Origin of the sequence: Limosilactobacillus caecicola, from assembly GCF_943192935.1 — a bacterium.
Lineage (GTDB): Bacteria > Bacillota > Bacilli > Lactobacillales > Lactobacillaceae > Limosilactobacillus > Limosilactobacillus caecicola.
The window spans coordinates 227,159-254,067 of the sequence record NZ_CALPCI010000002.1; the positions used below are offsets into that span (position 1 = coordinate 227,159).

23 protein-coding genes are annotated in these 26,909 nt (G+C 42.0%); 13 read left to right on the top strand and 10 right to left on the bottom strand.

Features of this window, described 5'->3' with window-relative positions:
* Positions 1-3: 3 nt before the first annotated feature.
* Complete coding sequence (locus NFR43_RS03740) at positions 4-993, bottom strand: polyprenyl synthetase family protein (protein ID WP_251546588.1); 990 nt, start codon at positions 991-993, stop codon at positions 4-6.
* A gap of 44 nt (positions 994-1,037) precedes the next feature.
* Between NFR43_RS03740 and NFR43_RS03745 the strand changes: the two genes are divergently transcribed.
* The 8 genes from NFR43_RS03745 to NFR43_RS03780 all read left to right on the top strand — a co-directional run bounded on the left by NFR43_RS03745 (position 1,038) and on the right by NFR43_RS03780 (position 10,905).
* Entirely contained in the window at positions 1,038-1,940 is a 903-nt protein-coding gene (locus NFR43_RS03745; protein WP_251546589.1) for a prenyltransferase, read from the top strand.
* Between the two features lie 18 nt (positions 1,941-1,958).
* Positions 1,959-3,179: an NAD(P)/FAD-dependent oxidoreductase gene (locus tag NFR43_RS03750; protein WP_251546591.1), complete on the top strand. Its 1,221-nt coding sequence runs from the start codon at positions 1,959-1,961 to the stop codon at positions 3,177-3,179.
* Positions 3,180-3,461: 282 nt separating this feature from the next.
* A complete protein-coding gene (locus NFR43_RS03755; RefSeq protein WP_251546593.1) occupies positions 3,462-5,498 on the top strand; it encodes a YSIRK-type signal peptide-containing protein in 2,037 nt (678 codons plus the stop codon).
* A 96-nt stretch (positions 5,499-5,594) separates the two neighbouring features.
* Complete coding sequence (gene glyA / locus NFR43_RS03760; protein WP_251546595.1) at positions 5,595-6,830, top strand: serine hydroxymethyltransferase; 1,236 nt, start codon at positions 5,595-5,597, stop codon at positions 6,828-6,830.
* A gap of 5 nt (positions 6,831-6,835) precedes the next feature.
* Positions 6,836-7,465, top strand: a complete 630-nt coding sequence (locus tag NFR43_RS03765; RefSeq protein ID WP_251546597.1) for a GntR family transcriptional regulator — start codon at positions 6,836-6,838, stop codon at positions 7,463-7,465.
* 275 nt (positions 7,466-7,740) lie between these two features.
* On the top strand, positions 7,741-8,814 hold the full coding sequence (locus tag NFR43_RS03770; protein WP_251546599.1) for an AEC family transporter: 1,074 nt from the start codon (positions 7,741-7,743) through the stop codon (positions 8,812-8,814).
* A gap of 24 nt (positions 8,815-8,838) precedes the next feature.
* Complete coding sequence (locus NFR43_RS03775; RefSeq protein ID WP_251546601.1) at positions 8,839-9,846, top strand: 2-hydroxyacid dehydrogenase; 1,008 nt, start codon at positions 8,839-8,841, stop codon at positions 9,844-9,846.
* A 627-nt stretch (positions 9,847-10,473) separates the two neighbouring features.
* A complete protein-coding gene (locus NFR43_RS03780) occupies positions 10,474-10,905 on the top strand; it encodes a CopY/TcrY family copper transport repressor (protein WP_251546603.1) in 432 nt (143 codons plus the stop codon).
* A 62-nt stretch (positions 10,906-10,967) separates the two neighbouring features.
* Here the strand turns inward: NFR43_RS03780 and NFR43_RS03785 are convergent, their stop codons facing one another.
* The 3 genes from NFR43_RS03785 to NFR43_RS03795 form a co-directional block, all read right to left on the bottom strand.
* On the bottom strand, positions 10,968-12,686 hold the full coding sequence (locus tag NFR43_RS03785; protein WP_251546605.1) for an AarF/UbiB family protein: 1,719 nt from the start codon (positions 12,684-12,686) through the stop codon (positions 10,968-10,970).
* 86 nt (positions 12,687-12,772) lie between these two features.
* Positions 12,773-13,300: a GNAT family N-acetyltransferase gene (locus NFR43_RS03790; protein WP_251546607.1), complete on the bottom strand. Its 528-nt coding sequence runs from the start codon at positions 13,298-13,300 to the stop codon at positions 12,773-12,775.
* 72 nt (positions 13,301-13,372) lie between these two features.
* Positions 13,373-13,768, bottom strand: coding sequence for a VOC family protein (locus tag NFR43_RS03795; RefSeq protein ID WP_251546608.1), 396 nt, complete (start codon positions 13,766-13,768; stop codon positions 13,373-13,375).
* Positions 13,769-14,061: 293 nt separating this feature from the next.
* Here NFR43_RS03795 and yjeM point away from each other — a divergent pair, with 293 nt between their 5' ends.
* Positions 14,062-15,576, top strand: coding sequence for a glutamate/gamma-aminobutyrate family transporter YjeM (gene yjeM / locus NFR43_RS03800; protein WP_251546610.1), 1,515 nt, complete (start codon positions 14,062-14,064; stop codon positions 15,574-15,576).
* A gap of 58 nt (positions 15,577-15,634) precedes the next feature.
* Here yjeM and NFR43_RS03805 read toward each other — a convergent pair whose 3' ends face one another.
* Both NFR43_RS03805 and NFR43_RS03810 read right to left on the bottom strand, forming a co-directional pair.
* Positions 15,635-16,075, bottom strand: a complete 441-nt coding sequence (locus NFR43_RS03805) for a hypothetical protein (RefSeq protein WP_251546611.1) — start codon at positions 16,073-16,075, stop codon at positions 15,635-15,637.
* The gene (locus tag NFR43_RS03810; protein WP_251546612.1) at positions 16,075-17,601 is read right to left on the bottom strand and encodes a Y-family DNA polymerase; all 1,527 of its coding nucleotides are present in this window, start codon (positions 17,599-17,601) and stop codon (positions 16,075-16,077) included. The genes NFR43_RS03805 and NFR43_RS03810 overlap by 1 nt, the downstream gene beginning before the upstream one ends.
* A 147-nt stretch (positions 17,602-17,748) precedes the next feature.
* On the opposite strand from NFR43_RS03810, the gene NFR43_RS03815 reads away from it, so the two are divergent.
* Complete coding sequence (locus NFR43_RS03815) at positions 17,749-18,291, top strand: NAD(P)H-dependent oxidoreductase (protein ID WP_251546613.1); 543 nt, start codon at positions 17,749-17,751, stop codon at positions 18,289-18,291.
* A 76-nt stretch (positions 18,292-18,367) separates the two neighbouring features.
* Here NFR43_RS03815 and NFR43_RS03820 read toward each other — a convergent pair whose 3' ends face one another.
* Both NFR43_RS03820 and NFR43_RS03825 read right to left on the bottom strand, forming a co-directional pair.
* A complete protein-coding gene (locus tag NFR43_RS03820) occupies positions 18,368-19,081 on the bottom strand; it encodes a TVP38/TMEM64 family protein (protein WP_251546614.1) in 714 nt (237 codons plus the stop codon).
* 17 nt (positions 19,082-19,098) lie between these two features.
* The gene (locus tag NFR43_RS03825) at positions 19,099-20,328 is read right to left on the bottom strand and encodes a DUF2075 domain-containing protein (protein WP_251546615.1); all 1,230 of its coding nucleotides are present in this window, start codon (positions 20,326-20,328) and stop codon (positions 19,099-19,101) included.
* 188 nt (positions 20,329-20,516) lie between these two features.
* Between NFR43_RS03825 and NFR43_RS03830 the strand changes: the two genes are divergently transcribed.
* On the top strand, positions 20,517-22,286 hold the full coding sequence (locus NFR43_RS03830; RefSeq protein ID WP_251546616.1) for a 1-deoxy-D-xylulose-5-phosphate synthase: 1,770 nt from the start codon (positions 20,517-20,519) through the stop codon (positions 22,284-22,286).
* A 50-nt stretch (positions 22,287-22,336) separates the two neighbouring features.
* Here NFR43_RS03830 and NFR43_RS03835 read toward each other — a convergent pair whose 3' ends face one another.
* Both NFR43_RS03835 and NFR43_RS03840 read right to left on the bottom strand, forming a co-directional pair.
* Positions 22,337-22,600 carry a hypothetical protein gene (locus NFR43_RS03835; RefSeq protein WP_251546618.1) on the bottom strand — a complete coding sequence of 88 codons (264 nt, stop codon included), beginning with the start codon at positions 22,598-22,600 and terminating at the stop codon, positions 22,337-22,339.
* Positions 22,601-22,602: 2 nt separating this feature from the next.
* Complete coding sequence (locus NFR43_RS03840) at positions 22,603-23,697, bottom strand: acyltransferase (RefSeq protein ID WP_251546620.1); 1,095 nt, start codon at positions 23,695-23,697, stop codon at positions 22,603-22,605.
* A 117-nt stretch (positions 23,698-23,814) separates the two neighbouring features.
* Between NFR43_RS03840 and NFR43_RS03845 the strand changes: the two genes are divergently transcribed.
* A complete protein-coding gene (locus NFR43_RS03845) occupies positions 23,815-25,296 on the top strand; it encodes an LPXTG cell wall anchor domain-containing protein (protein WP_251546622.1) in 1,482 nt (493 codons plus the stop codon).
* Positions 25,297-25,485: 189 nt separating this feature from the next.
* Positions 25,486-26,889, top strand: coding sequence for an amino acid permease (locus NFR43_RS03850; protein WP_251546624.1), 1,404 nt, complete (start codon positions 25,486-25,488; stop codon positions 26,887-26,889).
* The last annotated feature ends 20 nt before the right edge of the window (positions 26,890-26,909 follow it).

Sequence of the window (26,909 nt, forward strand, 5' to 3'; positions counted from 1 at the left end):
TGATTAGCTGGTGCGTTGCAATAATTGATGAGCTAATTGTTCGAGAGTCTGGCGAGCGCGACATGAAGGTAACATGCGTAGGTGGTCAAGGGCGCAGTTGGTAAACCGGGCAGCCAACTGACGACTTTTGTCTAATGCATCGGAGGTCACCACTACTTTTTGGATCAACTTCGCATCTTGCATCGTGAGGTTATATCGTTTGTTAAGTAATGGACGTAGTCTGGCAGCACATCCGGGATTTTGTAAGGCCATTAAAAGGGGTAAAGAATAAACTCCAGTACCGAGGTCCTCTAAAACGGGCTTGGTCAATTGGCTCGTTCCGGTGTAATCCAAGATATCATCTAACATTTGGAAGGCAATGCCAATGTTTTGGCCGAATTTAGCAGCATGGACCACAGCAGAATGATTACCACCCGAAAAATAAGCACCTTCGCGCGCTGCTAACTCGAAAAGGGCGGCCGTTTTGCCGTTGATATTGCGTAAATATTGATGCAAACTTTCCTGGGTATCAAAACGCAGGGCCATTTGACCGAGCTCACCATTCAAAAGACGCTGCATAATATGAGCATTGACTTGGAGGTAGTGATCATCAGTGATGTTTTGTACTAATAACTCGAAAAACACGGTGAACAAATAATCACCAGCGTACACGGCGGTATCCTTTCCAAACCGTGATTGGATGCTCAGCTGTCCCCGGCGGGTTGGTGAGTCGTCAATGATGTCATCATGGATTAAAGAAGCCATATGTAACACTTCAATTGACGTCGCAATCTGAATCAACTGATCGCTTAGGTGATGATGAGGTTGAACGGTTTTAGCAATTAGCAACACCATGGCTGGTCGTAGGTACTTGCCACCATTATCCGCCATGCTAAGCAAGGCGGATTGAAGTCGGGGATTAGCAGCGTGAATTTGTTCATGAAGTTGGTGGTTAACGGCTTGAAGTTCCTGTTTAATAATCGGATACTGGTGCCAAGTTTGTGATTTTTCCATATTAATTTCCTTTGTAAAAGTGTATCAGAGAAAGGGTTGAAAATTTGTCTTTAGATGTCTTTTTAGAACTAGTTGAAATTAAAGCTAAAACTGCAAGTGTAATTCCTTTTTTATTGGGAATCTGCTTTAGTGCTTATTATTTTCATAGCGTCAATGCTTGCCTTGCAATTGTTTTCTTCATTGCCATGTTATTGTTTAACATGGCAGTGGACATGCTAGATAATTATAACGATTACCATCATGCCATTGATAAGGTCGAATACAAGCAAAAAACCAACATTATTGGGCGGGAAAATCTATCCCCCCGTTTGGTCTTAACATTAATTATCATCTTCTCCGTGATTGCAGCATTAATGGGATTATGGCTAGTAAAGATTGCTGGTTTACCAGTATTATGGATGGGAATCTTTTGCTTCGCGGTTGGCGTGCTTTATTCATCAGGTCCGCACCCGATTTCTAACTTACCATTTGGTGAATTATTCTCAGGATTCACGATGGGCTTTATGATCTTTTTGATCAGTGTTTATCTGAATACTTACCAGACATTTGGATGGACCTGGGCGAATCTTTGGCGAACATTTTGGGTGGCGTTGCCAGATGAACTTTGGATTTCCAATTTAATGCTCGCCAACAATCTTTGTGATGCTGAAGAAGATGAACGAAATCAACGTACGACGATTATCCATTATATTGGAGTGCCAAATGGTTTACGGGCATTTAGTTTAAAAAACGTGCTAGCTTTTGTGGTGATTCTCGTAGCGCCATTTCTAAAGCTTGCCCCCTTTACAGTTTGGCTAACATTGTTAATTGTACCTTTTGTTTATCAACAGAACAAGCGCTTGATGCAAAAGCAGGTCAAGAAAGAAACCTTCTCAAGTGGAGTTCGCATCCTGCTCGTTGGTTCTGGCGTTTATTTGATTACCTATCTGTTAGGAATGCTATTTTAGTCAAAGGAGGATTTGACGATGAAAAAAATTGTTGTTTTAGGAGCTGGTTATGCCGGCTTAAAGACTGTTGTTGCATTACAAAAAAAGGTGCGGGGTCAAGCACAAATCACATTAGTTGACCAAAACGACTATCATTATGAAGCAACCGACCTCCATGAAGTTGCTTCTGGCAATTTGCCGGCAAGTAAGATTACCTATCCCATTCAAGATGTTTTAAATTCAGAAACTACTACGTTCATTCAAGATCGAGTGGTTAAAGTTGATCCTGCAACAAAGACTGTCAAGCTAACTCATCATGATGACTTAACTTATGACTACTGTGTCATGGCACTTGGCTTCGTATCTGAAAACTTTGGGATTAAAGGAGCCACAGAAAATAGTTTGCCAATGGCAAGTGTAGAAGAAGCCAAAGCAATTCATGAACATCTTGTGAATAAGATGAAGGATTATCAACGGACCCAGGACAAGAATGATCTGAAGATTATCATCTGTGGAGCTGGATTTACTGGAATTGAATTAGCTGGAGCATTAGCGGATGCAAAGAGGCGTTTAGCCAAGATTGCCGGTGTTGATCCATCGCAAATTAGCATTACGTTAGTTGATGCTGCATCGCGTCTGTTACCGATGTTTGACGATAAACTGGCCAACTATGGCGTAAATCTGTTAAAGAAGTTAGATATCAAGATCGTGTCGGAAGCCTTGATTAGTGAAATTCAACCTGGACTTGTTCTCTACAAGAAGAAGGGCGAGGACGATGATGCTCAATTACACGATGTTGCTGCCAATACGATCATCTGGACAACGGGAGTTAGTGGTAGTCCCGTTGTTAGCGATTCTGATTTGCCAGCACGACGTGGCCGGGTAATGGATACAGACCACTTAACAGCACCAGATGATGATGACCTTTATATGGTGGGGGATGTGGCTGCCGTGATGCCTCCTGATGGGAAACGTCCATACCCAACTACTGCTCAAATTGCTTTGTCGATGGCTAATTATGCCGCTAAAGACATCGCTGCCCGGGTCAAAGGAGGCCAACGACCTGGCAAGTACACGTACAAGTCACTTGGAACCGTTGCTTCAGTGGGGAATACCCGTGCCTTTGGAGTCGCAATGGGCGGTCACTATCGTGGTTATCCAGCATCCTTTATTAAAAAGATGATCATGAACAAGTCCCTGTTCGAAACCGGAGGCGTCAAAGAATTGATGGCCAAGGGCCGTTTTGATCTTTACCACTAAAATTAAAGAATTGCAAAAAGCGTAAAGCACCGATAAATTAATCGGTGCTTTTTAATATGATTAAATAATCATATATTATCATTAGTTTTCTAAATTTTTTCAGTATTGGAGTCGGCAACTCAATTCTAAGAACCGTTTCTATCAGTGAAATAAGGGGATACCTTTGCCTATATAAAAAAATATAAATGCTAAGCGTCTAAAAAACATCCCCGTTATCGCTTGAAACATGTAATTAGTACCATATAATAATGATGATAAAAGCATATGGGGGACCTGATTATTATGTTATCAAGCAATAATCATTCAGAAATGCAAAAAAAGCAGGATGCTAAGAAGCAGCGTTTCACAATCAAAAAGTTGACTGTCGGGGTTGCATCCGTATTGGTTGGTTTAGCAATTTATGGATCACAAACCCAAGTTGCTTCTGCTGACACAACTGACACTACCGCAGCGACTACTGCTGTAGAACCAGCTACCACTAATCAGGATAATCAAACCGCTACGACGACTGTAAATGATAGTCAATTGGTTAGTCAAGCAACATCGCAGGCTGAGCATGATAAACTCAACCAAAATCTGCCATCAATTGTTACCAAAAATAGTGCAGATAGCGGCTCATCATTGAAGACGAATGGTGATCAACATCAAATTGTCAACTTGCCTGATGGAGCGCAATATAATTTATCGATTTCCGCAACCAATGATACAACTGGTGGTTCAGAATCCGGTCAGACTTCATCAATTTATCTTCCAGATGATGATGGCCATAACTACGGTTTGCTGAATTACCAAACTGCATCTAATGTTCAAATCAATTATGAATTAGTTAACCCTACTGACACTGACATGACGATTGGTGGAACCCAAGTTTCCATTTCCAATCCGCTTGGTAAAACTCAACAAGGGACCGACAACACTTGGCTGCGAATCACGAACGGTGGTAAGGTGGTTGACCAAGATGGTAACACGATCGATTCTTTGACTATTCAATATGATATCGATAATCAATGGTACACCGCTGAAGAAGCGGAAACTGCTGGCCTTTCCTTGAGTAACGCTGACAAGATTCAGGTATCTGGAACTTTACCGGCAAATACGACCGCTTATGTAATTGTTCCTTTGACTTTTGATCGTGATCAAGTCGCTGCAGAACTAGTCGACGGAGAACCATTAGAAAATGTAATTAGCCTTTGGAACACTAATTATAGTGGTCAAATTCACCTACGGCTTTCTTCGCCGTTGTGGCAGTTGAGTGATGTGACTAATGACACTCTGATGCCAATGCTTCGGACAGCCGACGGTTATCAGGAATTGCCCGCAGACGTCACGAGTGAACTATTGAAAGCATTGCCACGTGCTGGTCAAGTCCTGTTGTCACAATATATTCAAAATTATTTGAACGTTCAGGATTCCACTTCAAGTAGTGATCCGATCCTCTGGCAGGGTGGCCGATACTACATTAGTACTGCCGCAATCCAACAGGTACTTGGCAAGTACGGTTATGTAGTTAATATCAACCAAAGTAATACCGATATCGTCCCTTATTATTCTTACATTGCAAAAGGTGGCAAGACGTCCTTGAATGCTGATGGCTCTGTCAATTCAAACCCTCAGTACTCGTTCTATATTGAAGTTCACCCCGTATTACTTACTAAGGATACTGAATATGAGGCTGGGGATCCAGCACTTAATAACTGGAGTGAAACTGAAAATATCACCACCCTCAATGACTTGGAATATGATAGCAGCGATGGTTCAGGAAACTATTACACGACTACTGCTGTTGACCCATCTAATGCTAAGTTGGTAAGCATTACTGATGAAGATGGCAATACGATTTCCACGATTAATGCAGATACTCCAGCCGGGGTTTACACCTTAACCTATGAATATGCCTTGGACGGTTCTGATAATCCAAACATGTTAATTTCTAATACGGCAACCGTCACGCTGAGAGCTAAGGAGACAACGCCTACCACGCCAGAGGAACCAACCGATCCAACCACTCCAGAAGAACCAACGACACCAGGGGAACCGACTGATCCAACTACTCCGGAAAATTCTACTACACCATCTACAGTTGACGATTCAACATCATCCGATCAAAATGCTTCGGTAACTGATCAGGTTACGAACTCGGTTGCAGATCAAAGTGTTACATTGACGACCAGTACCGCATCGACTAATGATCGTAAATCGACTGAGCATGTCTTACCACAAACTGGAAATAATCATCAGTCAGCATTCATTTATGTGGGATTTGCTTCACTCTTGATGATGCTTGGTTTGGCTGGTTCCCGGAAGAAAAAAGAAGACTAAAATTTTATTAGTTTTAAAAGACGACCACACCTGGGGCGTCTTTTTTATGTATAATGGTGATGTTGTATGACATAAAGAATCAAGGAGGGCGTCATTATGCAATATGCTCAGAAATCTCCCGCGCTTTGGGAAGCAATTCACCATGAAGAAGAGCGTCAACAGGACACCATTGAATTAATCGCGTCTGAAAACATCGTTTCCGATGCTGTAAGAGAGGCCCAGGGTTCGGTTCTCACTAATAAGTACGCAGAAGGGTATCCCAACAAGCGATATTATGGTGGCTGCCAATACATTGATCAAGTTGAACAATTGGCGATTGATTATGCTAAGAAGCTATTTGGCGCAGAATTTGCCAACGTCCAACCACACTCCGGCTCACAAGCCAACATGGCAGTCTATCAGGCGTTGCTCCAACCAGGTGATACAATTCTCGGCATGGGGATGGACGCAGGTGGTCACCTTACTCATGGTGCGAAGGTTAACTTCTCCGGTAAAATTTATCAATCATATGGTTATGGTTTAAATCCCGATACCGAAGAATTAGATTTTGCGGCGATTCGCGAATTGGCGATCAATGTTCAGCCACAATTGATTGTGGCGGGTGCTTCAGCTTACAGCAAAATTATTGATTGGCAAAAGTTCCGTGAAATTGCTGACGAAGTCGGCGCTTATCTAATGGTTGATATGGCCCATATTGCTGGCTTAGTCGCTGCTGGCCTTCATCCCAACCCAGTTCCAATCGCCGATGTTGTGACTACGACTACTCACAAAACCTTGCGTGGGCCCCGCGGTGGGATGATCTTGAGCAAGTCTCCAGAAATTGGCAAAAAGATTAATTCGGCACTTTTTCCAGGGATTCAAGGTGGTCCGCTCGAACACGTCATTGCAGGGAAAGCGCAGGCCTTTTACGAAGATCTTCAACCAAACTTTAAGGACTATATCCAACACGTGGTTAAGAATGCAGCCGCAATGGCAGATGAATTTAGTCATCAACCAAATTTAAGGGTTGTTTCTGGCGGAACAGAAAACCATCTACTGGTTTTAGATTTAACTAAAACTGGTTTGACCGGTAAGGATGCCCAAAATTTCTTAGACCAAGTCCACATTACCACCAATAAAGAATCAATTCCTAATGACCCCCGTAGTCCTTTTATTACTAGTGGGCTGAGAATCGGGACACCGGCCATTACCAGTCGAGGATTCAATGAAGAGGATACCCGGCGAGTTGCAGATTTGATTGCTAAATTATTGAACAATCCTGAAGATGATGTGGTAATTAATGAAGTTCAAAGGGGTGTTCAGGAACTTACACAGCGACACCCAATTAAATAGAAACCATGACAAGAAAAGAAGAAGCATATAATTACATTCGCGGTGAAATCGTTCATAACCACTTTCGCCCGAATGAAGTGATCTCTGAAAACCAAATTACCGAAAAATTGAATATGAGTCGGACGCCAGTACGTGAAGCATTAAAGCAGTTGGAGGCGGATGGCCTGATCGAAATGCGTGGACGTGAAAATGTTGTTGCTCCACTAACTGAAAATGCCGTTCAAGAAGTATATGAATTACGGAGCCTTTTGGAGACATTTGCTCTGAAGAAGACGATTAATATCATTCCCATCGTAAAATTAAATGAAATTGAAGAACAATTTGAGAGTACGGCTGCGCAAAATAATTGGGATGCCTATTTGAAAGTCGATACGGACTTTCATGAATTAATTACGCACTTAGCTGGTCACCCAAGACTATCACAGTTTTTGGGAATCTTGAAAGCCCAAACGGCGCGGACGCGGCACGTTAGTTCGTATAATCCCAACCGGATGAGCCGATCGTTAGAAGAGCATAAAGAGATTATTAAATGGATTCGCCAACGAAATCTGGATGAGGCAGAGAAAGCGTTGGCATACCATTTGCAACGTGTTTACGATTCAGTCAGAACATATTTGAATTATTTAAATGCATAGTAGAAGAACATGATCGAAGTCGTCACTGGCTTTGCATCATGTTTTTTTCTTTTAATTAGTGAAATTAGCAAAGCAAAAGCAATGGAGTAGGGGATTGACACTAAAGTTTGTGAAAGCTAGTACAAATATTGGCGCAGAGGGTTGATTTTTGGAAAAAGTTTGTTAGTATATTGCTTGTATACAAGTTGTCGACAAACTGTATTTAGGCTTTCAAATATTGATAAACGAACAATTAGCCATTATCTATTATTCAATTAGCTCAGGGAGGATAAATTATGAGTATTGGCAATGCCATTGTTAAGACGTTCACTAACCAGTCGATCGTCAGCGCAATCACATCAACAATCTTTATTATTTTACTTGGTTTCTTCTTACGAAAACGTGGCGTATTTGGCCCTAATTTCGGTAAGGTCTTGACCAAGGTAGTCTTATCAGTTGCAATTGCAGCACTGTCATTTAATTCCTTTATGCAACCAATCAATGAAAAATCAATGCATCAAGGGATTGGGGTTCTCGTCTGGGGATTCATCATTTACATCTTATTAATTTTCTTAGCACCATTGCTGTACTCTGGTCAGTCGCGCGATAAGAAAGAAGTAATGGGGATCTTAACCACTTTCGGGTCCACGACATTCTTTGGAATTCCAATCGTTGGTGCAATCTATGGTGCTGAAGGGGTGCTTTACAGTTCCATTTTTAACATCGGGTACCGAATTTTCCTGTATTCATACGCCTACATTAAAATGTCTGGCTTAAAGATGGAAAAGGATAACATCAAGAAGATGTTCCTGAATACGATTGTGATCGCCACCATTTTAGGTTTTGTTCTTTGGTTACTTCAGCCTGTGATGCCGACCGTGACGGTTCCAGCAATGAATAATGGGGTTGCAACTGGTGGGATGACTCATGTGGCATTCTACCGGATTGATCAGACGGCGGTTTGGCTTTGGCGTCCATTAAATTACTTGGCTTCATTAGCATCTCCATTAGCTTGGTTAGCCATCGGTTGTACGTTGGGTTCAATCTCCATCAAAGATGCTGTTACGAACAAGCTTTCTTGGTACTACTCCTTTAACAAGGTGATCATTGTGCCATTATTCAACTTGATTGTTTTATTAATCTTGAATGCTTTGCACATTTTACCACTAAACTACGTTGCAATCGCGACCGTCATTATTATGATGGCTACGCCAACAGCAACTGTCGCTGCAGCTTATGCGATTAGTTATGATCGGGAGGCGGTTCTGACCTCAAATGCATCGCTACTTTCTACGGTTACTGCCGTGATATTAATGCCGATTTGGATTGCGATTCTCGGTATTTTACAATCTGCTGGTATTTTCCACTAATTTCATCAGAAAGGACGCATTATTATGAAAATTGTTTGCTACGGAGTACGGCCGATTGAAAAAGCTTACTTTGCAAAATTGAACAAATACGATTTTGACCTTAAACTTGTTGAAGATTTTTTGACAGATGATAATGTTGATGAGGCCGCTGGAATGGATGCTGTTTTAATCCGCGGTAACTGTGCAGCCTCTGCCCAAAATCTCAAGATCTTTGCTGAAGATTATGGAATTAAGTACGTTTTCACACGGTCAGTGGGATACAACCACATTGATTTGAAAGCCGCTAAGGAATTAGGCATTCAGATTGCGCGAGTACCAAACTATTCACCATACGCAGTGGCAGAATTAGCGATGACTTTGGGAATGCAAATGTTCCGTCACACAAATATTGCAACTACCGATAGTGCTGCGGGCAACTTTACAGTGACCCCAAACCTGTTTAGCAAGGAAATCCATTCATCTACTGTCGGCATTATTGGTGCTGGTAAGATTGGGACGGCTGAGGCGCGTTTGTATGACGGAATGGGCACCAAAGTTATTGCTTCAGATGCGCATCCTTCTGAACAAGCTGGCAAGTACGTTGACTTTATGCCACTCGACGATGTTTTAGCGGAAAGTGACATTGTCTCCATCCACATCCCTTACTTCCCAGGTGAAAATGAAAACTTTATTGATGAGCAGTTCTTGAAGAAGATGAAAAGTTCTGCAATCTTAGTGAACACTGCCCGGGGCGAAATCGCGGATACTAAGGCCATCATCAAAGCAATTCAGGATGGTGAAATTGCTGGTTATGCCGGTGACGTGGTGATTGATGAAAAAGAAATCATGGGGCACCAGTTTGACTCCGTTGACGACATTCCGAATGCAGATGTTCGTGCATTAGCTAAGCTATATCCAAAAGTTATTTTGACTCCTCATATGGGTTCATTTACTGAACCAGCTTTGGAAGATATGATTTCAATTAGTTTTGAGAACTTCCACGAAACCTTTACTACGGGAACGAACAAAAACGTTTTGGAATATCAAGGCTAAAAAGAGAAAGCGACCCACGCGGGCCGCTTTTTTGGTGTAAAAATAAAGAGACCTTGTCATGGGATAGAACAGTCCCCAAGGCCTCTTTACAAAAGTAGTATGTCAACTATCGTTTATACTAACATGATAGCGTTTACAAAACAACGCTAAATTAAAAAATGTATTGAAACAAAAAAGCTCCGCCATCTTAGGCAGAGACAAAAAACCAATTAATACTAATACGTGGCTAATTGTACAAGTATTATTGGTGAAAAAACTGAATATTACTATTCAGTGGCTAATATTATTCTACTAATAAGGATCGGGGAGAGCCTCATTAGGTGGCTTTATCGTTACCACGATAGATATCATACAACCATACATTTTTAAAATAAAGTCAAAATTTAGAATAAGTTAAACTTTTTTGTAGAATTTCATCAGAACTAAATTATATTAATTGTGACTGTCTACTAAATTGCGTTAAAATGGTGGCAACTTACTAAATTAAAGTGCCGAAAGCCGCGGAATCTATGTTAGAAGGGTCTAACAGCTTAAAATCTGAAAATTAGTGGGTGACTTAATCTAATTTTTAGATTGGAATTGACTTTCCATGTTTACAATCGTAAACTAAAATTAAGAGGTGAGTAGATGACTGATAAATTAGAAATTAGTCCGGCCGAATGGCAAGTAATGCGAATTGCCTGGACACTACAAAGGGTAACTAGTTCACAAGTGATTGAAATTTTACAACGCAAGGTTGATTGGAAACCAGCAACTATCAAAACCTTGTTGCGGCGCCTCGTGCAGAAAAAAGTACTGAAGACGACCAAACAAGGGCGCTCGTTTATCTACGAACCAATTGTTCAGGAACAACCGACGATGGACATTGCGGCCGATCAACTTTTTTCCAGTATTTGCGAAATGCACGTTGGTTCAACGCTTGCCCACGTCCTTGAAAACCATCAATTGAGTCAGCAAGATATCAAAACACTCCAACAATTATTAAAAGTAAAAGCCATTACAGCGCCGGAAACGGTTGATTGTAATTGTGTGCCTGGTGAGGCACGGTGTGCCGAATAAGGATTCCGTCAAATAAGTAAGTATCCCCGCAGTTAGACGATTCTCTAACTGCGGGGATATTTTTAGTGTTTCCAGCGTTTGCGCAGGGTTGAAATTACAAGCACAATGGCAACAATGATTGCTAATAACCAGCCAATCACACCCAAACGATAAATAAACCGGTCACGACTACCGACGACAAGAATTGAAGATGAAAGCACCAATGATGCCAGCATAATGACAATTAACAAGCGATTCAGCAGCTTATCTAGTTGTTTCAAAACCTGCTTTTGACCAACATAATGAAGGTTAACCCGGGCGTCACCTGTTGAAACTTGGTCAAGGGTGCGCTCGATTTTTTCAGGAAGACGTGAAGCGGCTTCTAAATTATTATAGAGAGTTGTCGCGTGTTCGCTAAGAGCTTGTTTAAGATTAAAGTGGCGTTTGAAGTAGCCCTGAGCAAATGGACGGGCAACCTCAATCATTGACATTTTCGGGTCTAAGCGTGCCACAGTACCCTCAAGGGTTCCAAAAGCTTTAAAAAGCATGGTTACTTCAGGGCGAAGTTGGAGATGGTTATCATGACACAATTGACTAATCGAAAAAATCAGCTGGGGAATATTGATGTTTGCTAACTCAGCGTTTAAGTAGGGCTGTAAGAAGTTGCCAAATTCGCGGTTGAATTTAGTTTCATCAACCTCACCAGTCCGGTTGCAAACGTTTAAGACAGCGCGACTAATCCGGTAGGTGTCCTTACTAGTGATGGCAATAATGATCTGTGCAATTCCATCTGCCATTGCACTGCTAAGGGTACCCATCATTCCAAAATCTAGAAAGACCAAGCGATAGGGTGGGAGTTCCTGCTCTGTGCTGAAGTGAACAGTGATGTCACCAAATTGGCGTTTAAAATCGTGGGTAGTTGAATAAGCTTGCTTGTCACCAGCTGCGGGTTCGTAGAATAAGATGTTGCCAGGATGGGGATCAGCCTGAAAAAAATGGTCAACAAAGACTTGCTTAATAAAGTTCTGGACTAGGATCTGAGCCACATTCTTCTTGGTAGCTTGTAATTGCTTTTGTGCAGTGGAAGTCTTTGGTGCCTTTTTCTCTAGTAGGTACTTGATACTTTTTCCCGGCATGGCTTCATTAACCAGAATTTTGGGGTGGCAATACTGCAAATAAACATGGGGAACCTCAATAATACCATCACCATTGTTAAGCCGGTAGAATTTAACGCCGTTTTGTGCCTCCCGCATTGTGTTGACTTCATTCAAAAGCGAAGTGGACAGCTGATCCATTACAGCATCAAGATCCACAATACTTAAGTCACCTGGCACATACTTTAAGAGCCGGATTGCTTTTTTAAATAGCGCTAAATCAACTTTGATAAGCCGGTTTACGCTTGGGTGTTGAATTTTAACAACAACCTTCGTCCCATCTTGCAATGTTGCGTAGTGACATTGACCAACAGAAGCCGACGCAAATGGTTCTTGATCAAAGGTGGTAAAGGTCTGTTCAATTGTCTGGCCAGTTACTTCCTGAAAAATCTTCGCAACCGTTGAGTAACTATCTGCGGGCACTTTATCCTGCAACGTTCGTAACGCGCGAATATATTCAGGTGAGACTAGGTCTGGCCTGGTTGACAAGAGTTGGCCAAGTTTAATGAAGGTTGGTCCTAGCTCTTGAAAAGTCGCTAGAATTTGGTCTGGGTTGGTTTGATGGTAAAAGTTACTAATGAATGAATGTTCCCGGAGAATCCGCATAATTTCCTTAATGCGTTGGGGTTGAGAGATTTCTTCGGTCATAATAATTACTCCTTAATGAAAAAACGTGACGGAAGTCAAAGAAAACTTCATCGTCACGCCCCTGTATCGACTAACCTCAACATTGATTATTCCATGTTGAGTTCATAGGCAACTCGTAAGTCATCGTCTGATGGACCAGTATAAACTTTCCCACGTTGAACAAAGCCAAAGTCCAAAACTAAGTTATGAACCCGCGCGTTTTTTTCATGAGTAGAAATCCGCAAGTCACGAACGCCTTCGTGATAAGCGATGGTGATCAAGGTGGACATGATATAACGGGCAAAGTGCTTGCCACGGTAACCACTGGAAATCGCGATCCGGTTAATGGTCCCAAACGGGTGTCCAGCATGGTTCCACTTACCATCAACAATGTATGCGTAATGGGTGTCACCTTGAAGCATTAAGGTACCAGTACCAACAATTTCATGCCCATACATCAATAAGTAACAAGAATTAGCTTCGATATCTTGTTGCATACTCAGCTTGGAAGGATACCCCTTTTGCCATTGGTCACTGCCATCTTCCTTTAATAATTGCCGGGCGTTTTCAATGATGGCATAAACGGCATCCAAATCGTCCAGGGTTGCTTTTCGCATGTAAATAGGTTCTCCCATTTATAGTTCCTCCTGTCAATTTACAATCTTCAATTAAATTATACTGTCACAAGTGTACAATTCAACAATTAATTACTTATTTTTGTAAAAACTGACTTCGATCAGGTTTTTGTCGGGGTCATGCAAGTAAAGCGAAGTCATTTCACCCTCCGAACCATGTTTGGTTACGGGACCAGCCACGACATCAACATAGTAGGATTTAAAATGGTGTAACGCTTCCTCTGGATCGTCTCCGGAAACTAAGCAAAGATCGGCAGCACCAACGGTTGGGTGGTTGGCCTGTAATTGGTCAGCTGGGCGGTCGGTTGTTTGCAGCCGGATCAACTGATGCCCACACCGGAGTGTTACAACATCGTCCGTGGTTTGGTCGTCAATAATAGGCATGTCAAAGACTTCATGATAAAAACGCCGGGAAGCCTCTATATCACTTACAGTTAAAACAATATGATCAATTCGCCGCATTTTCATAATTTATTACCTCGCTTAATTAGAGTCCGCTCATTATTTTACGGCAGATATGAGAGTGTGTGAAGGAAAGCTCACAAGTTTTCTGGACTAATCTTGTGTAATCGAAAGAATTAACAGGATATATTAATAATATTAAACCAGAAATCGTTTCCAACGGAAAATTATAAGAAAATGAGACAAAATATGATTGTTGATTTGATTTTTTACGAATATATGACGACACTTCGCGATTTCAGTCGTATAATATGATCTGAAGCATTTATAAGACATTTTATTCAGAGGAGCGAAAATTAATGTCAAATAAAAAACAAATTGGCCTGGCCAGTTTGGTCCTGATGGTCTTTACGACCGTGTTCGGGTTCGCCAACTCCCCAGTTGCCTTTTATCAAATGGGCTATGCTTCCATTTTCTGGTACGTTGTGGCAGCGATCTTTTTCTTCCTGCCTGCAGCATTAATGATTGCCGAATATGGTTCAGCAATGCCAAATGCCGAAGGGGGAATTTTCTCCTGGTTGGAATTTTCTGTTAGTGAACGGTTTGCCTTTGTTGGGACCTTCATTTGGTTAGCCAACTGGCTGATCTGGATGGTGTCAACCTCATCCAAGATCTGGATTCCAATGTCATCGCTGATTTTTGGATCGGATAAGACGACTACGTGGGCATTCTTCGGTTTGAGTGCTACGCAGTTTGTCGGAATTTTAGCGATTTTATGGATGGTTGTATGTACGTTTACCGCGACCCATGGTGTTGATAAAATCCAGAAGATTGGTTCTTTTGGTGGAACAATGGTTTCCATCATGTCAGCACTCTTCTTTGTCATTGCAATTGTGATCTGGATTGCACAAAAGGGAATGGTTTTGCAACCAATCCACGGTGTAAAGAGTTTCTTTATCTCACCAAACCCTAACTTCCAATCACCAATTGCCTTACTTTCATTCATCGTTTATGCCATCTTTGCGTATGGTGGGATTGAATCCATGGGGACTTTAACCGACTCAATGAAGGATCCTGCTAAGACTTTCCCTAAAGGGATGGTTATTTCCATGATCGTGATTACTATTTTGTACTCATTTATGATCTTCTTCTGGGGTGTCTGCACAAACTGGCAACAAGTTTTGAGTGGTAAGGATGTTACCCTTGGTAATATTACCTACGTTATGATGAATAATGCTGGGGTAGTAATGGGTGATGCGCTGGGGCTTTCTCATAGCACTTCGCTGATTATTGGGAATTTCTTAACACGGTTTGCTGGTTTAGGAATGTTCTGTGCCTACGTTGGTTCCTTCTTTGTTATGGTTTACTCACCATTGAAGGCCCTTGTTTTAGGTTCAGACAAACGGTTATGGCCTGAAAAGATGACTAAGTTGAACAAGCATGGTATGCCTTCCTTCGCAATGTGGGTTCAATTCTGCATCATTGCAGTTTTGATCTTTGCAATCTCATTTGGTGGTGCCGGTGCACAAAAATTCTACCAAATCCTTACGAACATGGCTAACGTTGCTTCGTCAGCACCTTACTTGTTCATCGTTGGTGCCTTCCCATTCTTTAAGAAGCGTCAAGGCATTAAGCGTCCATTCGTCTTCTTCAAGACTCAAGCAGCTGCAACTGCAGTTTCCGTCTTTGTGTTCTGTGTTGTTGCCTTTGGGATTATCTTCACTTGTCTTGATCCAATCCTGACTGGTGATTACCAAACTGCCTTCTGGACGATCTTTGGTCCAGTCTTCTTTGGCATTGTCGCTTTACTCTTCTACAACTACGAAGCTAAGAAGCACAATGTTAAGAACACAAACTCAATTAACAAAGATTAATTAAAAATTTGCTTCACAAAAAGCCTGGTCTTTTATGACCAGGCTTTTTCGTTTGCGACTAACGTTGACAAATTGTTCTAATATTTGCCAATGGAATCGAATATTGTTTGTGATGATCGTGTTGATCAGTAAAGGTCGCACGGTGCTTTTGCCAGTCCACAGTCATTAGATTTGCAGCTTGAATCGTTTCATAGAATCCTGATTCAGCGTTGAAGTAGTTAATTTCAACCGTGTTGTGGCGGTGTAAGTGGTGAAGTTGCCGATTTAATTGAGCTGCTTGAGCTGCAGACAAATATTCTTTCTTTTGGTAGTTTTTGGCAGTTTGATCAATCAACTGATGGTAACCAGTTAATGCTGAGAAGGGGGCGAATTGAGCGGCGCGGTCGTGTTGACTCATTGGTAAATGGGCGTTCGAGACGTGGTGGGGTTGCTCAATAATGTCGTTATACTTGGATGTATCCGAAAATAAATGCTTTTCGATAATTACTTTTTCGTCCATTAGATATGGTGGCCTCCAATTTGATTATTGCGTTCTTTAGTCGTTGACTCGGGGAGAAGATCCGAGCCATGCATGATGATATTTTTATCACCAGTTGTCTTTTGGAGGTGAAGAATTAACTTTTGAATTTGGTGATTTTGCTGGCGCTTGGCCTTAGCAACTTTATCAGCATGCACAGCTTGATCGACATTGGAAAAGAGATCTGTTTGTTCATAGCGAGATCGTTGTTCGCCAAGCTTGGCTGGAACCAAATGATGAGCCGTTAAGGTCAATTTACGGATTAACAGATATTGATTCACTACTTGGTTAAAAATTGTTTCATAAACTTCCCGTAATTCCTGTGCAGAATCGGTAAGGGCGCGTAACTGATGATTAGCATGATCAGGTTTTGGTATTTTACGCCCATAAAAATCTTCACTCACTGGTCCTTGATAATTGTGATTGTTGTTCAAACTTTGACTATCATACTGAATCACAATGCCAATGGAATCCGTTACCATGCCACGCTTAACAAGGGTCAGTGCCAGGTCATCGGCCATTCCACTGACAACAGTTAATGCTTCTTGTGGCTTATATGGCCGCATTAGCACCTGACCAGAATAGATACCATGCTCATCAGTACTGTATGATTTGATATCCTCAATTGTGGTTGATTCGTAACCCCAGGAATGGTCAATCAATAACTCTGCATTCTTACCAAACTCACGGTACAGCACTTCTTCATTGAGTGAATCGGAGAGCTTGCCAAGTGAACAGCGGGCAATATCACCCATGGTGTTCAAACCAAGTTTTTTCAAGCGCGCTGCGTATCCCTTCCCAAGTCGCCAAAAATCAGTCAACGGTGTGTGGGCCCAAAGATAACGACGGTATTGCATTTCATTCATTTCGGCAATTCGCACGCCATCTTGATCGCCAGGAATCCGTTTAGCAACAATGTCCATGGCCACTTTAGCTAGATAAAGGTTAGTCCCAATTCCGGCAGTGGCGGTAATGCCAGTTTCTGCTTGGATCTGCTGAATGATTGTCTTAGCAAGGTTATGGGCAGAAACATGATACTCATTTAGATAATCTGTAACGTCCATAAAGACTTCGTCAATTGAGTAAACGTCGATTTTCGAAGGTGGGAGGTAACGAAGATAGATTTCATAAATTTGTGCTGACACACGCATGTAGTATTCCATTCGCGGCTTAGCAATTTTAAAGTGCACTTGCAAATTTGGCGAACGAAGCAATTGATCTCTGTAGATTGACGCACGGGCATTGGAACGCCGCATTTTAGTAGGGTGTTTACGGTAGCGTTCCTGATTAATTTGCCGAACGCGTTGGAAAACCTCAAACAGGCGCGGCCGACCTGGCACGCCAAATTGCTTCAGGGCGGGCGAGACCGCTAAGCAAATTGTTTTGTCAGTCCGTGATGCATCTGCCACAACGAGGTTGGTATTTAAAGGATTCAGATTTTGCGCCACACACTCAGCCGAGGCAAAAAAAGACTTGAGATCAATTGCCAAATAAGTTCGCTCACTCATAACCGTGCTCCTTTCGTTAAACAGTAATAATATTATACCGAAATACGTCAAAAAGAACAAACGTTTGGCCGGGTTTGGAGTTGCATTTTTTGAATTTTGGGGTCACAATTATACTAACGAAATGTAAGCAAGGAGTGACTAAAGACAATGAAAACGACTATTTTATTATTTCACCCACATATGGACCAATCACGAGTTAATAAAGCCTTAGCAGTTGCTGCTGAAAAGGCCGGTTTTGAAGTCCGCGACATGTATGCTTTGTACCCAGACTTCAAGATTGACGTTCCAAAAGAACGGGCCATTTTGGAAAAATCTGACCGGATTGTTTTCCAGTTTCCTGTATATTGGTATTCTAGCCCCGCTTTAGTAAAGCAATACGAGGACGACGTCTTTACTGGGAATTGGGCCTATTCTGGTGGGAAAGCCCTTTTGGACCACGAATGGCTTTTAGCAGTTTCTCCTGGTGCCGACCAGGACGCCTACCAAAAGGATGGTCGGGTTCATTATACGATGCCAGAGTTGTTGCGTCCTTATCAGGCTACTAGTGTACTAATTAAGACTAAGTTCTTAACACCATTTATTAGTTATAATGCTTCTAATATGAGTGATGATGAACTGGCTGAGCGAGCAAGGGAGTATGTCAAATACTTGCAAGAGCCAACCATTCCATTAGCTGAGGCTTACGGTTAAAGTGCCAAATAATCAAAATATCAGGTAAAATCAAATCCCATTCTCGAGTGTCAAACTTAAGAATGGGATTTTTAAGTTATTCAGTAGCTTTATTGGCAAGGTGACGGGCACGTAATTTATCAAACACTTTATAAATTACTATTAGGACAACGATAATAATCACTGCTGAAATAATTCGTTTGATATTGCCCTTCATGATGGCGTCTCCACCAAAGGCGTAGAGAAAAGAGGTTGGAAACATCCCAATTGTGACCATTGCCAAGAAACGTTGCCGGCTGGCTCCCATTTGGACAACCGCGTAGTTAACCAGTGCACTAGGGACGATTGGAATCATATACCCAATCGTTAAGCCAATTAATGGGTGTTTCGAATCCGTTAAGCGTTGCATGGATTTATTGTGTTTAAACTTGTCTGAAAAGTGGATGTGGGTGATTAAACCAGCAACTAAACAATTACCAATGACATTGCCAAGCCAATTAATAATTAAACCTAGGATTGGTCCGTAGCAGACCCCAGAAAAAATACAGATCACGGAATTGGATAAACCGGGAATGGCGTTCATCATGGCAATGATAATAATTAACATTCCCATATCACGGTAAGAGTGAGCACGAATGAGGTGCATGAGTTTGGCTTCATTGGCATGGTTATAATGCAAAATCAGGTTTAATTCTGGTTTGAAATCATGATAAATGACCGCAGCAGCACAAATGATCAAGATTACGGCAATGGTAATTAATAATGCTTTATTGAAGTAAGTCCTGTGGGATTCTGGATTTGTTTGCTTCATTAACGTTCGTTCCTTTGTTAGTCTCTTAATATATGATGATACAACTCCACTAAGGTTTGACGCAAGCTTGGATCGTGGGCGTAAAGGTAAGTGCCGCGGACTCCACGTTTCATAATCACATTCAAGGCATTGTATAACATTAATTCCTCAAGCTGTTTAATTTCTGCGGGATCAGTAAGGTCGGCCCGCTTTTTAAAAGCTTCCACGTCTGTGAATTTGTCTAGATTAACTTGCATGTGGTAACTATCAGGAGCTTGACTAAAAATTGGCCCAATGATGATCCCAGCATAATTTAAATCAAAGCCTTGACAAGTATAAATCGATCCAACCTCGTTAATGGTTTCTGGAATTTCGGCCCAGGGAATGGAGGTAAAGTTGTATTGATCCCAAGGCATTTTGAAGCGACCTTCCTTGATATAATGCTTTCCACCATCGAGCGTGGAGGGATAGCCAGATGTTGACAGAATTCGTGACAGTCCAACTTCACGGTTGCGCTTGACGATCGCTTGCCGCATTTTTTCAGCATCATCATAGACACGAAAGTCATAGTGTTGTCGGCTATTAGCGGGCAAGGGGGTGATCTGCCCGGCGGTAAGATTATTCATCCACTGGATAAGTTCATCACTCGCTGTCATACGGAATTGGTGTTTTAAATGGTATTCCGCGTGCGGGTATTGATTCGTAATTTGCCGTAGTCGCTCAGGCGTCCACAAACTTTTCATGCGCAGAACCTGGTATTGGTCAAAAACGAGAATGACGACTTTAGAACGCTTGATTAATTCGACAAGCTGATTGTCGTGGTAAAAATTATTATAGTGATCAGGTTTAGACAAAAGTAGGTGCGCTTCATCTACAACCGTGACATCTAATTTGCTAGCCGCTTTTGATAATTGGTTAATTAATGAAGTTGGTCGCATGAAGTCCTTTTTTAAAAGATGCGGCTGATGACCCGCAATTTCTCGGTAAACTTTCAAAATTTCAGGATGGTTCACGGTAAACTTATTGCGGGTCCCATACAAACTGCTTTGCTCATCAGTGCGCGCGGCAATCTGGAGTCGATTAAAGAGCTGGGACAAAACCACGCTTTTTCCCGTCCCTGCATCGCCAAAAATGGTGAAAATAGCCGGCGTTGATCGTTCAGCAATGTGTTTGTTCGTAAAGTCTAAAATTTCTTCGACCAACGCTTCCTGTTCAGACGTTAGCTGCTTGAGTGGTGATAATTTTTCAATTGCTGAATTGTTAGCCATCTTTTCTCTATCCTTTCTATTCAATCTTGTCTATTATGCTACTGAGCTTTGTTCGAATCGTCAATCTTAAACAACAATGTTAAAATAACTGTCAATTAGTGATGGCAACGGTTTCCCATCTGTCTGACTTGGTGTAAAATGGTTAAGAATTAGTTTTGTAGTTACAGATGGTAAGGAGAAAAAGTCACATGAATCTTCATCCAGATTATCTATTAAATGAAGTGAACGAACCAGCAGACATCAAGGACATGTCGCTGGACCAACTTCACGAATTAGCAGACGAAATGCGTCAATTGATCCTGGAACGGGACGAAAAAATCGGTGGTCATGTGGGCCCCAACTTAGGAATTGTTGAAACAGCTTTAGCGTACCACTTTGTTTTTGATTCACCACATGACAAGGTGATTTGGGATGTTTCTCACCAATCATACCCACACAAAATGTTAACGGGACGAAAACAAGGTTTCTTAGACCCTGACCATTACGAGGATGTTTCCGGGTTCACCTCTCCAGAAGAGAGTGATCATGACTTTTTCCAGATTGGCCACACTTCGACTTCGATCGCCTTGGCAGTGGGAATGGCTGAATCCCGCGACTTACAAAAGAAACATGAAAACATTGTCGCGGTGATTGGTGATGGTTCCTTGAGTGGTGGATTAGCCTTTGAAGGGCTCAACAATGCCGCTAAATTACATTCTAATTTAATTATCGTGGTTAACGATAATAACATGTCCATCGACCACAACCAAGGAGGATTATATCAGGGACTTAAAGAACTGCGTGATACCCATGGGGACTCTGCCAATAATATCTTCAAGTTCATGGGTCTCGACTACCGCTACGTCGAAGATGGGAATAATCTTGCGGACATGATTAAGGTCTTCCAAGAGGTAAAGGATATTGACCATCCAATTGTCCTTCACGTGCATACCTTAAAGGGTGCCGGCTATCAACTAGCCATTGATAATGAAATGGCCTACCACTGGCGGGGCCCCTTCGATGGCAAAACCGGTCACAGCACGACGCCAGCTCCCCAAGAATCTTACAGTAGTGCTGTGATTGACGAACTTCTTAAAGAAATTGATGCGGGTGTTGATATTGCGGCCATCAATGCAGCCATCCCAGGAATGTTTGACCTAAAGCGCTTTGAAAAAGCCCATCCAGATCGGTATTTTGATGTTGGTATTGCTGAACAAATGTCCGTTTCTTCGGCTGTTGCTATGGCTCAAGAGGGTACCCGTCCAGTAGTTTTTGAAAGTAGTACCTTTTTACAACGGGCTTATGACCAGTTGATTCATGATGTAGCCTTAAATGACGTGCCAATTGTCATGATTGTGCGTGGCGGCACGATTTCGAGTGAGTCTGCTACCCACCAGGGAACTTTTGATATTTCTTACATCAGTTCCTTACCAAATATCGAATACTTAACACCCACCAGTGTTGAGGAAATGATCTCAATGTTGCGCTGGGCCATTAAGCAAACTGACACCCCAGTAGTTATTCGCCAACCGGAACGGACGCTCTTGCACCGGCCAGCAACGCAGAATGATTACAGTAACATCGATTATGAAATTGCCCACCAGGGCAGTGAAGTTGCGATCTTTGCTGTTGGCGATTTCTGGAAACTGGGTGAAGAAGTGCGCGAGGAACTCCAAAAGAAGTTGAATATTGATGCGACATTGATTAATCCCAAATCAGTGACTAATATCGACCCCGACGATTTACACCACCTCCAGGAAGATCATGACATTGTCGTTACTCTTGAAGATGGCAACCTGTCCGGAGGGTTTGGTGAAACAATTGACCGTTACTACAGCGCTAGCGAAATGAAGGTTCTTAACTTTGGAGCCCCACGTGAGTTTTCCGATAATATTCCATATGATGTGCTTGCCGAATGGTACCACTTAACACCTGAATTGATCGTTGATGATATTGAAAAAGTTGTGCATCAAATTTAATCTTTAGTCTAATGAAAAGAAGCAGATCGAGAATCTCGGTCTGCTTCTTTTCATTGAGCTTGCTGTAAAATCTGTGCCTGTACCGTTTCAAGTTGGTCGGCAGTGAAATTAATATACCGTGCTGCTAGACGGGGGCTAAAGTGAGCATCATCAATTAAAAAGTCATGAATGCTCATGGCATCAAGCCCAGCATGGCGAAGGTGTTGAATAACCATGGCAGCAGCAAACGCATCCGTCTTGGCAACCGAAAGAGCCGCTGGGGCCGCCTCAATGACTCCTTGTAAGTAACCAAGCATGAAAGTACGATTCATCATTATCATCTCCTTATAAAATGTTGCTGAAAAATTTGGACGCCGGCGGCACAAGCAAATGAAAGGAGCCAGGTACCTACCCAAAGAAACGATAAAATTAGGTATGGGTGAGACATAGCCATGTTTTGCAAAGCAAACCCACGCCACAAGAGCTGCTCCCAAAACACATTGCCGAGGTACGCCGGATAAGCTAAGGTGGCTAAATAATGAAACAGTTGTTGAATTTTACGATAGTGATGGTACTGATTATTTAAAGAGAAAACCGCCACCAAGCAGATAACCATTAAACTATAAAAGGTCATCGAAGGCTTATAGTATGTTGCATTAGCTAAGTCAATTGGCCACCCAAACGCGCGTAATTCATGATTAGTTTTGACAAAAGCCATAGCCAGGCCAATCAAGATCAATGGCCAATAGCGAAGTAACCAGTGGTTAAACCGACGACGATAATTCCAGGCCAAGACACCATAAACTCCGTAAATGATGAAACTTACAAACACACGGTCGAGAAGGTACCATGCGTGCTCTCGCGGTCCATGAAAGACATAGTAATCATAAAAGATCAGCCAACCGCAGTAGAAGATAGCAGTGCCAATCAACGTTAGCCAGCCTTTCCATCGAGTAGTGCCCAGCCAACAATGAAGGATCCAGAAGAAAGGGATCAAAAGCGCAAACTGGAGCATCATGGTGTTGTACCACAAGTGGGGTGCGGCGTTCCCATTGATAAATTGCCAAATAAATTGGTGCCAGTTTTGATAGGGATGTCCTTGTTGCAAGTTTGGCATTAATAATAAATAAATTAAGGTCCAGATCACTGTTGGCACAATCAAAGAAATAACCATTCCACGGTAATACTTTTTGGGAACAAACCGTCCCCCTTGACTACTTTGGCGAATCGTTGAATACAGGATTCCAAAGATAAATGCGGGGGCAGTGTATTTGATCAAATCGTAGACACTACCGAGATTGGTTTGTAGGTGAGCGGGTTGTCCTTGAATAATCAAACTGATGATTGGTTGGCCAATGACTGCAGTACAGGCAAAAACCTTCAAATAGTCGCCAATGTCACCACGGACGTGCTGTTCATTATGTTTTGGCACACTGTCATCTCCAATTATGGGTTCCTCTTATTAATTTTAATTCTTTTTAAGAAAAATGCTAAATATTGGCGTTTTTTTCGTCCTTAAATATTGAGGACAATAAAGGAGGATTTTTCAATGAAAATTTCAAAGTGGCAACGTCAAGTGCTGTATATCTGTGCCATTGGTGGCGTCTTAGTAATCACGACACCGTATTCGGTTAAGGCGGATGTTAATGTTGGTACGTTAATAGCACATACCAATGCGGCAACGGAATTAACAACACACCAAACCACTCGATTAGTGATTGCCAAATTAGTCAATGGAACAGTGTTGCAACAAAAACAAACGATGGTAAATTGGGTAAAAGATAGTGCTTCAGCTTTAGTTCCGGATGTCCGGTTTACTCCACCAACCATTGATGGTTACATCAATACTGGTGGTTTAATTCGAAGTTCAATGATGGAAAATCCAGCTGCCCCATTGAATGTTTTCCATCTTGATTACTATCCAAATGAAGAACAAATCAACCCCTTTACCGCTTGTTGTCGAATTGACCTCAAAGATGAAAGTGGTAAGGTCTACATCAGCCATATTTATTGCGTCCCGAATGGCGTTCAGCGACAAGTGAACCTTGAATTACCTGAAGGAATGGAATTTGTTAATCCAAGTGATCAAGCATATAAAATTACGGGTGAAAATCGCGGTCAATTTACTGTGATGATTAAGCCAGCCACGCAAGCAGACAAAAAAGATGATGATGTGGACTCAGAAACAGCTGGGCAACCTAATGCCGAAAAAAATAATACTGCAGATGGGGCAAAACCTGATACTCCTGATAAAAATGTCCCTGGGGTCTCGGACAGTAATGAACAAGTAGATAATCAGGAGGTCAATCAACAGGTAGATCAAGGGAAGAATACAGAGGAGACCATGCCATCAGGATCCGACAAGGAAGTGCAAACTGATCCAACTCAACCGGACACTTCTTCTACAACGTTAGTAAATGAAGGAACGAATACAGATCCCATTGATCAGGTTACCGAAAGCACGAATACTGATGATAATAATTCAGAACTAGTGGATCACGGTAGCCAAACGGACCCCGAACCAACGCTTGAAAAGCCAGATCTGGATGAGCAAAGTGGTCAAATTAGTCCACCAAAACATCCAGGTGGTGAAGTCATCCAACGACCTGAATTAGTGGATCATGAGGCTCAAACAACGATTGAAGAAGATGATTTAGTTACTAATACTGTCGAAACTGTAACGAGTACTGAAGATCTCAATAATGGAAGTACTCATGCGGATGAGCAAAATTCGGCATTGATAAACCAGGATTACCCAAGCCGTCCGTCAGTTCAACTGGCTATTGCTAAGGAACCAACTGAAATGATGAAAATAGAGCGAATAAATGAAGCCAAGGACGAAGAGGTAAAGCAACCGTCTGCTACAGCTTTAACGGAATTAGCAAAATATAATCGACCATCTGAAGATAAAAAAATGACAGCTAATCAACAATTGCCACAAACTGGTAACCATACCGGTCAGCTATTAGTAGCCTGTGGGGTTGCCTTGCTCGCCTTACTTGGATTGTTTAGGAACCGTTCCAAACATTAAAAGATTACTTGCATTCTCATTTTTCTAATGATATTCTAATAAGAGCCTTGTGGGAGGAGACCAATTTCTCCCACACTCAACTAATTTAACCTGAATTCGGTTGAGAGATTTTAGAAGAATTAACTAAACGGGTCTTTCAATCACGATATTTGTGATCTGGACCCGTTTTTCAGAAAATGAGGGATTTTCATGCAAGAAGAAAAGCAACCGCAATTAAAGCGGTCAATGACTCCTGGCCAGATGGAAATGATTGCCATTGGTGGCACGATTGGTTCTGGACTGTTCATGGGGGCCACTTCAACAATTAAATGGGCCGGGCCGTCAGTGCTGCTGGCGTATGCTTTTGTCGGCTTGATTCTCTATGGAGTTATGCGTGCACTTGGCGAAATGATTTATATTAGCCCGGGAACTGGATCTTTTGCAGACTACGGTTCAAAGTACATTCGTCCACTTTCTGGCTACCTGGTCAAGTGGAGTAATGTCTTCCAATACATTATCGTCGGTATTTCAGATATTATTGCGATGACTCAGTACTTAAATTACTGGTGGCCAAATTTGCCAGATTGGTTGTCAGGGGTTGTCATGATTATTTTCCTAACCCTTGCTAATCTGGCTTCTGCCAAAGCATATGGACGCCTCGAATTTTGGTTTGCGATGATTAAAGTTGTCACAATTATTGTCATGATTATTGTTGGATTGATGGTCATTGTACTCGGGTTAGGTAACCATTGGCATCCAGTTGGTATCTCTAATCTATGGGCTCATGGTGGTTTCTTTCCTAACGGTTTGAAAGGATTTGTATTTTCAATGGCTGTAATCGCTGGTTCTTATCAGGGAATTGAACTGTTGGGAATTACAGCAGGTGAATCTGCTTCACCACGGCACGCGATTGTAAAATCGGTTAAATCCGTCTTATGGCGGATCTTGATTTTCTACATTGGTGCTATCTTTGTGATTGTATCAATTTACCCATGGAACCAGCTTAAAGCGGTCGGTTCACCATTCGTTGAAACCTTTACGAAAGTGGGAATCACTGGTGCCGCCGGAATTATCAACTTCGTCGTTTTGACGGCCGCCTTGTCAGGAGCTAACTCGGGAATTTATTCCGCTAGCCGTATGCTGTTTAAATTGGCGGTAGACAAAGAGGTGCCATCATTTTTTGCAAAGTTATCTAAACGAATCGTACCAAACGTTGCAATTGTTACGATTGCATTTTGGATTTTTCTAGGTTTTGTAGTTAACTTTGTACTAACTGCGGTGAACTCTGCTTCCAAGAACCTCTTCGTAATCGTTTATAGTTCAAGTGTCTTACCCGGGATGGTACCCTGGTTTGTGATCTTGATGTCCGAACTAAAATTCCGGCAAGTACACCCCGAACAACTAGAAGAGCACCCATTTAAAATGCCACTTTATCCATTTTATAATTACTTCTCCTTAATCATGCTAGCTTTAATTGTGCTGTTTATGTTTGTTAATCCTGATACTCAAGTATCAGTATCAATTGGGGTAATTTTTCTAGTCATCATGACTTGTATCTACTTTTATCGAGCTCGTCATGGCAAGGAAGAGACAGAGATAAATAAGCAAATCTAAGCATGTTAAAATTTGACGTG

Coding starts and splice junctions, on each gene's coding strand:
- NFR43_RS03755 (WP_251546593.1), top strand. CDS start 3,462: ATGTTATCAAGCAATAATCATTCAGAAATGCAAAAAAAGCAGGATGCT.
- NFR43_RS03830 (WP_251546616.1), top strand. CDS start 20,517: ATGAATCTTCATCCAGATTATCTATTAAATGAAGTGAACGAACCAGCA.
- NFR43_RS03775 (WP_251546601.1), top strand. CDS start 8,839: ATGAAAATTGTTTGCTACGGAGTACGGCCGATTGAAAAAGCTTACTTT.
- yjeM (WP_251546610.1), top strand. CDS start 14,062: ATGTCAAATAAAAAACAAATTGGCCTGGCCAGTTTGGTCCTGATGGTC.
- NFR43_RS03740 (WP_251546588.1), bottom strand. CDS start 993: ATGGAAAAATCACAAACTTGGCACCAGTATCCGATTATTAAACAGGAA.
- NFR43_RS03780 (WP_251546603.1), top strand. CDS start 10,474: ATGACTGATAAATTAGAAATTAGTCCGGCCGAATGGCAAGTAATGCGA.
- glyA (WP_251546595.1), top strand. CDS start 5,595: ATGCAATATGCTCAGAAATCTCCCGCGCTTTGGGAAGCAATTCACCAT.
- NFR43_RS03825 (WP_251546615.1), bottom strand. CDS start 20,328: ATGGCTAACAATTCAGCAATTGAAAAATTATCACCACTCAAGCAGCTA.
- NFR43_RS03850 (WP_251546624.1), top strand. CDS start 25,486: ATGCAAGAAGAAAAGCAACCGCAATTAAAGCGGTCAATGACTCCTGGC.
- NFR43_RS03820 (WP_251546614.1), bottom strand. CDS start 19,081: ATGAAGCAAACAAATCCAGAATCCCACAGGACTTACTTCAATAAAGCA.
- NFR43_RS03795 (WP_251546608.1), bottom strand. CDS start 13,768: ATGAAAATGCGGCGAATTGATCATATTGTTTTAACTGTAAGTGATATA.
- NFR43_RS03835 (WP_251546618.1), bottom strand. CDS start 22,600: ATGATGAATCGTACTTTCATGCTTGGTTACTTACAAGGAGTCATTGAG.
- NFR43_RS03790 (WP_251546607.1), bottom strand. CDS start 13,300: ATGGGAGAACCTATTTACATGCGAAAAGCAACCCTGGACGATTTGGAT.
- NFR43_RS03805 (WP_251546611.1), bottom strand. CDS start 16,075: ATGGACGAAAAAGTAATTATCGAAAAGCATTTATTTTCGGATACATCC.
- NFR43_RS03785 (WP_251546605.1), bottom strand. CDS start 12,686: ATGACCGAAGAAATCTCTCAACCCCAACGCATTAAGGAAATTATGCGG.
- NFR43_RS03770 (WP_251546599.1), top strand. CDS start 7,741: ATGAGTATTGGCAATGCCATTGTTAAGACGTTCACTAACCAGTCGATC.
- NFR43_RS03765 (WP_251546597.1), top strand. CDS start 6,836: ATGACAAGAAAAGAAGAAGCATATAATTACATTCGCGGTGAAATCGTT.
- NFR43_RS03810 (WP_251546612.1), bottom strand. CDS start 17,601: ATGAGTGAGCGAACTTATTTGGCAATTGATCTCAAGTCTTTTTTTGCC.
- NFR43_RS03815 (WP_251546613.1), top strand. CDS start 17,749: ATGAAAACGACTATTTTATTATTTCACCCACATATGGACCAATCACGA.
- NFR43_RS03845 (WP_251546622.1), top strand. CDS start 23,815: ATGAAAATTTCAAAGTGGCAACGTCAAGTGCTGTATATCTGTGCCATT.
- NFR43_RS03750 (WP_251546591.1), top strand. CDS start 1,959: ATGAAAAAAATTGTTGTTTTAGGAGCTGGTTATGCCGGCTTAAAGACT.